Genomic DNA, 5,136 nt, shown 5'->3' on the forward strand with positions numbered 1-5,136 from the left:
TGAAAACCCAGCAAGCCGTGGCTGCCGACCGCGCCGCGAGCAAGACCCAGACCGAAGCGCTGTACCAGCAAGTGCTGGACGCGCAGAAAGCCCTGGAAGATTTCCGTCGCGCCCAGACCTTGAGCGCTGAAGAAGGCGACAAACTGGAACAACTCGCGCAAATGGAAGCGGCGCAGGACGAGCTGAAGCGCTCCAGCGATGCGTTCACCGAGCGCGTCCAGCAACTGTCAGCCAAGCTGCAACTGGTCGGCCGCCAGATCGGCGACATGGAAGCCAAGCAACGCACCCTCGACGACGCATTGCGCCGCCGCCAGTTGCTGCCGGCGGACTTGCCCTTCGGAACGCCGTTCATGGATCCGATCGACGACTCCATGGACAACCTGCTGCCACTGCTCAATGACTATCAGGACAGCTGGCAAGGCCTGTTGCGCGCTGATGGCCAGATCGAAGCGCTGTACGCGCAGGTCCGCCTCAAGGGCGTGGCCAAGTTCGACAGCGAAGACGATATGGAGCGTCGCCTGTCACTGCTGATCAACGCCTACGCGCACCGTACCGATGAAGCCCTGACCCTGGGCAAGGCCCGTCGTGCCGCTGTGACCGACATCGCCCGCACCTTGCGCAACATCCGCAGCGACTACGACAGCCTCGAGCATCAACTGGCGCTGTTCAACCGCGAGATCAACAAGCGTCAGGTCTCCAACCTGCAGAGCTTCCGCATCGTCCTCGCGCCGAACAAGGAAGCGCTCAAGCACATCGACCAGATCATCCACAGCGCCGGTCAGTACGAAGAAGGCGAAACCCTGTCGGTGTTCGACCTCAGCCAAAGCGCGGAACAGGACAACAAGAACGAAGAGGCCAAGGAATATCTGGCTCGACTGGTGGCGGCCAACCACAACCAGCTCGGCCTCAAGGACTTGTTCGAACTGGCGTTCGAGATCACCAAGGTCAACGGTCAACCGGTGATCCACACCGACATCGATGGCGCGGCCTCCAACGGCACCACCATGACCATCAAGGCGCTGACCAACATGTACTTGTTGCTGCACTTGATGGACCGCGACCTGGCCGGGCGTGTGCGCTTGCCGTACTACCTCGACGAAGCCGCGGACATCGATGAGAAGAACCAGGCTGCATTGCTGGAAACCAGCCTGCAACTGGGCTTCGTGCCGATTCTCGCGAGTGTGAAACCGCAGGTTTGCGCCAGTGTCGCGATCGACCTGGAAGGCGGAAGCGGTCCGGCGGGCATCTACATCGACGAGGCGGACTGGAAGTACATCCGTCGTCACGATCAAGTGAAGGCAACGCTCAACGTTGCAGCGGATGAGCCGGAACTGGATGCGGTTTGATCCGGTTTAGTCGAAGGCATTAAAAAGGCCGCGATCCAATGGATCGCGGCCTTTTTCATTCTTACCGGCTTACTTGCCGAGGGAAATTTTCGGTGCCCAGGTCAGCCATTCCTCTTCGAACTTGTCGAACAACGGGAACGTCTGTTCCGGCCGCACGGCGCTGCCCATCCGCTCACCGTCCGGCGTGGCAAACGCAACGCCGCCCTGAATCATGGTTTCCAGCGACTCGGTTCTCACCGTTGCGCCTTTGAAAAGACCGACATCGAAATCAAACCCGCTGGTATTCCAGAAGCGCGTACCGCTACGCACCAACGGCGCATATTTAGGCTCGATCAGGATGTGGATAAGCACGCGGTCCGCCGTCTGGCCCAGCTCATACCCCGTCACCTTACCCACGGTGATTTCGCGATAGGTCACCGGCACCCCGGCTTTCAACGAACCTCGGCGGGCAGCGCTCAGTACCAGGCTTAATCCGGCTTCAGCCTTGGCGGTTTCGGGTGGACTGGACAGAGCCACAAAGTTTTTCTGCGGGCCGAGGTTCTTCGCGGCTGGCTGCACTTCGATGTATTGCCCAGTCACCAACGTTTCAAGGTTGGATGTCTTGATCAGCCCCAACTCAGGCTTGACCACCCAGAACTCGCTGCCAACTCGCGCGATGCGCTCGGGTACTTCGGTGATGCGTGCCGTCAGCAGTACCGATTGAAGATCATCACTGAGGTCAACGTTCTCGATCTTGCCGACATCCAGACCCTTGAAGCGAATGGGAGTCCCTGCTCGCAACCCATCGGCGCGATCGACCTTGATCGTGATCACCGCGCCTTTCTGATTGGCTTCCTCATGGCTGGCGAACAGGCGGAACCGCGGAATCCGTTTCTGCAATGGCGCATTGGCCTGCGGTGTTTCAAAGGCAATGCCGCCAGCCATCAGGCTTTGCAGCGACTCACTCTTGACTTGAATCCCGCCGGTCAACCCGCCCGTCAGCGTGATACCGCTGGCATTCCAGAACCGCGTCGAGGCGTTGACCAGGTTTTCGTACTCCTTCTCGATGTGGACGCCGATCACCAACTGGTTTCTTTTACGCGAGAACTGGTAGCTCTGTACCGACCCGACTTTCACCTGTTTGTAGAGAATCGGGCTGCCGACTTCCAGCGAACCAAGGTTCTCGGTGAACAACACCAGGTGCAGACCCGGCGAGCGCAGATCCAGCGGCGGCGCCTTGGGCCGCGCGACGAACTCACGTTGCGGCGCTGCACCTTTGTCACCGGGGCGCACTGCAATGTAATTACCTTTGACCAATGCCTCCAGGCCGGTAATGCCGGCCAACGAAATGGACGGCTTGACCACCCAGAACTGCGTGCCGTCGACCAGGTAATCCTCGGCCAGCGGGTCCAGCGTCAATTCGGCGCTGGCGGCGGAGAGATCCGGATCAACCTTGAGCGCCTTGAGCGTGCCGACCTGAATACCTTTGTACATGACCGGCGTACGACCAGCCTGTAAGCCTTCGAAGTCACTGAGCTTGACCTTGACCTTGATACCCGCTGCCGCTGCATCGAAATCCTCATACAGACGGAACGGCAAGCTCGGATCAGTAGGCGGACTGTCCTTGCGGTTTTCCGGCGTTGCAAAGGCAATACCGCCGGCGACGATACTGGCCAGAGATTCGCTGCGTACCTTCACGCCTGACAGATTGGCATCGATGCTGATGCCGCTGGCGTTCCAGAAACGCGTGTGTTTACGCACCAGCTTGGCGTAAGTCGGCTCTATAAACACCTTGAGTTCAACGGTGCTCTGATCCTCGGAGAGCACGTAACTCTTGATCTGTCCCACTTTGATCTGCTTGTAGAACACCGGACTGCCACGGTTCAAAGAGCCCAGTCGATCGGCTTTGATCGTAAGGTGCAGGCCGGGTTGAGCATCGGAAAGCGGCGGCTCTTCGGCCAGTGCCTTGAACTTGCGAGTGGGCTCGCCTTCACCGGGGCTGATCGCCACATAGTTACCCGAAACCAGCGTTTCCAGGCCGGTGATACCAGCGAGCGTCACACTCGGTTTGACCAACCAGAAACGCGTGCTGGTCCGAAGATATTGCTCGACATCCTTGTTCATTTCGACGGTGGCGATGACGCCCTTGGAACTCCCTTCATCATCGAGCTTGAGGGTTTTCACCTTACCTACCGACATGCCCTTGTAAACCACTTCGGTCTTGTTGGCCTGGATGCCTTCGCCGCTCTCGAAACGCACCTGTATCTCGATGCCGTTCTCGTTATAGGCACGCCAGCCGAGCCAGCCGCCAATAATCAGGGCGATCAGAGGTAACACCCAAATGGCTGACCAGTTCGAGGCCGGTCGGGTTTTCGCTACAGGCAAATCAGTCATGGTCGTCGTCCGACTCCGTGTTATCCCAAATCAGTCGGGGATCGAAAGTTACTGCGGCAAGCATCGTCAGAATTACCACGCTGGCAAAAGCGACCGCACCAGGATTGGCTTCAATGCTGGCAAGCCGCCCAAAATTAACGACCGCCACCAGGATGGCGATCACAAAGATATCGAGCATCGACCATCGCCCGATGAATTCAATAAAGCGGTACATCCAGATGCGTTGACGGGCCGACAAGGGTTGACGGCGCTGCACCGAAAACAGCAGCAGGCCAATACCCACGAGTTTGAACGTGGGGACCACGATACTGGCGATAAACACCACGGCCGCAATGGGGAACATTCCGTAGTGAACCAGTTCGATCACACCGGCCATGATCGTGCTGGGCGCACCTTTGCCAAGGGAATTGACGGTCATGATCGGCAACATATTGGCCGGTATGTAAAGAATGGCAGCCGTAATCAGCAAGGCCCAGGTCCGAACCAGACTATTCGGGCGGCGGGCGTGAACCAATGCTCCGCAGCGTGTACAGACTTGCTCATCGGTATCAGCTTCCTGCCTGTTCAACTCATGACATTCCGCACAAATCAGAATGCCTGCATCAATCGCCCGCATGGGCATCTTCTCCTGACAAAGCCTGCCAGATCTGGTGAGGTGACATGACAACCTCCAACCAGACCTGAATCAGCAACAAACCAATAAAGCACGCCAGACCAAGTCCTACGGTGATTGCTGCCATATCGGCCAGTTTGACGATCGCCACCAATACGCCCATGAGGTACACCTCAAGCATTCCCCAGTCGCGCAAGTGGTGATAAATGCGGTAGAGCAGCAAGCCGTAACTGCGCCCGATATTGAAACGGATGCTCAGTAATACGATCAGTTGACACAGCAGCTTGAGCAGCGGGATGGCCATGCTGCACAGAAACACGATCACTGAAACGCTTTGCATGCCTGTGTCAAAAAGCGCGACCACACCACTCCAGACAGTGTCGTGAGCCGATTGCCCGAGTAGATTGAGTTGCATGATGGGTAAAAAGTTCGCCGGGATGTACAACAGCAGCGCCGCTATGACCAGGGCAAGACTTCGCTGCACGACGTTGTGACGGTGGGCATAGAGTTCATAGCCACAGCGCGGGCACAGGGCTTTCTCGCCATGAGCGAGCTTGGGCTTGCGCATCAGCAAATCGCACTCATGGCACGCAACCAGATTTTCTAGTGGTAATTCTGACAGCCCTGGGGTGTCAACCGGCTCTGGCATAAGCCCTCTGAATCTGAAAAAGTTGGACCTATTCTAGTGTCCTGGGTGGAAAATAACTGTGCAAATTTGTGTCGCGCATGACACGTTTTTCTTGCGCACAAAAACAAAACCCCAACTGCTTTCGCAATTGGGGTTTCGGAATTTAATCTTGACGA

Annotated in this window: 3 protein-coding genes and 1 pseudogene; 1 reads left to right on the top strand and 3 read right to left on the bottom strand. The window is 57.3% G+C overall.

Going from position 1 to position 5,136, the window contains the following annotated elements; genetic code table 11:
• Window positions 1–1,346 (top strand): annotated as a pseudogene (locus tag D8V06_RS18985) (chromosome partitioning protein ParA); the annotation flags it as partial.
• A 69-nt stretch (window positions 1,347–1,415) separates the two neighbouring features.
• Here the strand turns inward: D8V06_RS18985 and D8V06_RS18990 are convergent.
• The 3 genes from D8V06_RS18990 to D8V06_RS19000 are packed head-to-tail and all read right to left on the bottom strand — an operon-like array spanning window position 1,416 to window position 4,981.
• On the bottom strand, window positions 1,416–3,719 hold the full coding sequence (locus D8V06_RS18990) for an MlaD family protein (RefSeq protein ID WP_130904047.1): 2,304 nt from the start codon (window positions 3,717–3,719) through the stop codon (window positions 1,416–1,418).
• On the bottom strand, window positions 3,712–4,335 hold the full coding sequence (locus tag D8V06_RS18995; RefSeq protein ID WP_056853297.1) for a paraquat-inducible protein A: 624 nt from the start codon (window positions 4,333–4,335) through the stop codon (window positions 3,712–3,714). Before D8V06_RS18995 ends, D8V06_RS18990 begins: the two co-directional genes overlap by 8 nt.
• Window positions 4,322–4,981: a paraquat-inducible protein A gene (locus D8V06_RS19000; protein ID WP_056853298.1), complete on the bottom strand. Its 660-nt coding sequence runs from the start codon at window positions 4,979–4,981 to the stop codon at window positions 4,322–4,324. Before D8V06_RS19000 ends, D8V06_RS18995 begins: the two co-directional genes overlap by 14 nt.
• Window positions 4,982–5,136 lie beyond the last annotated feature (155 nt).

Origin of the sequence: Pseudomonas sp. Sample_24 (assembly GCF_004307605.1) — a bacterium.
GTDB lineage: Bacteria > Pseudomonadota > Gammaproteobacteria > Pseudomonadales > Pseudomonadaceae > Aquipseudomonas.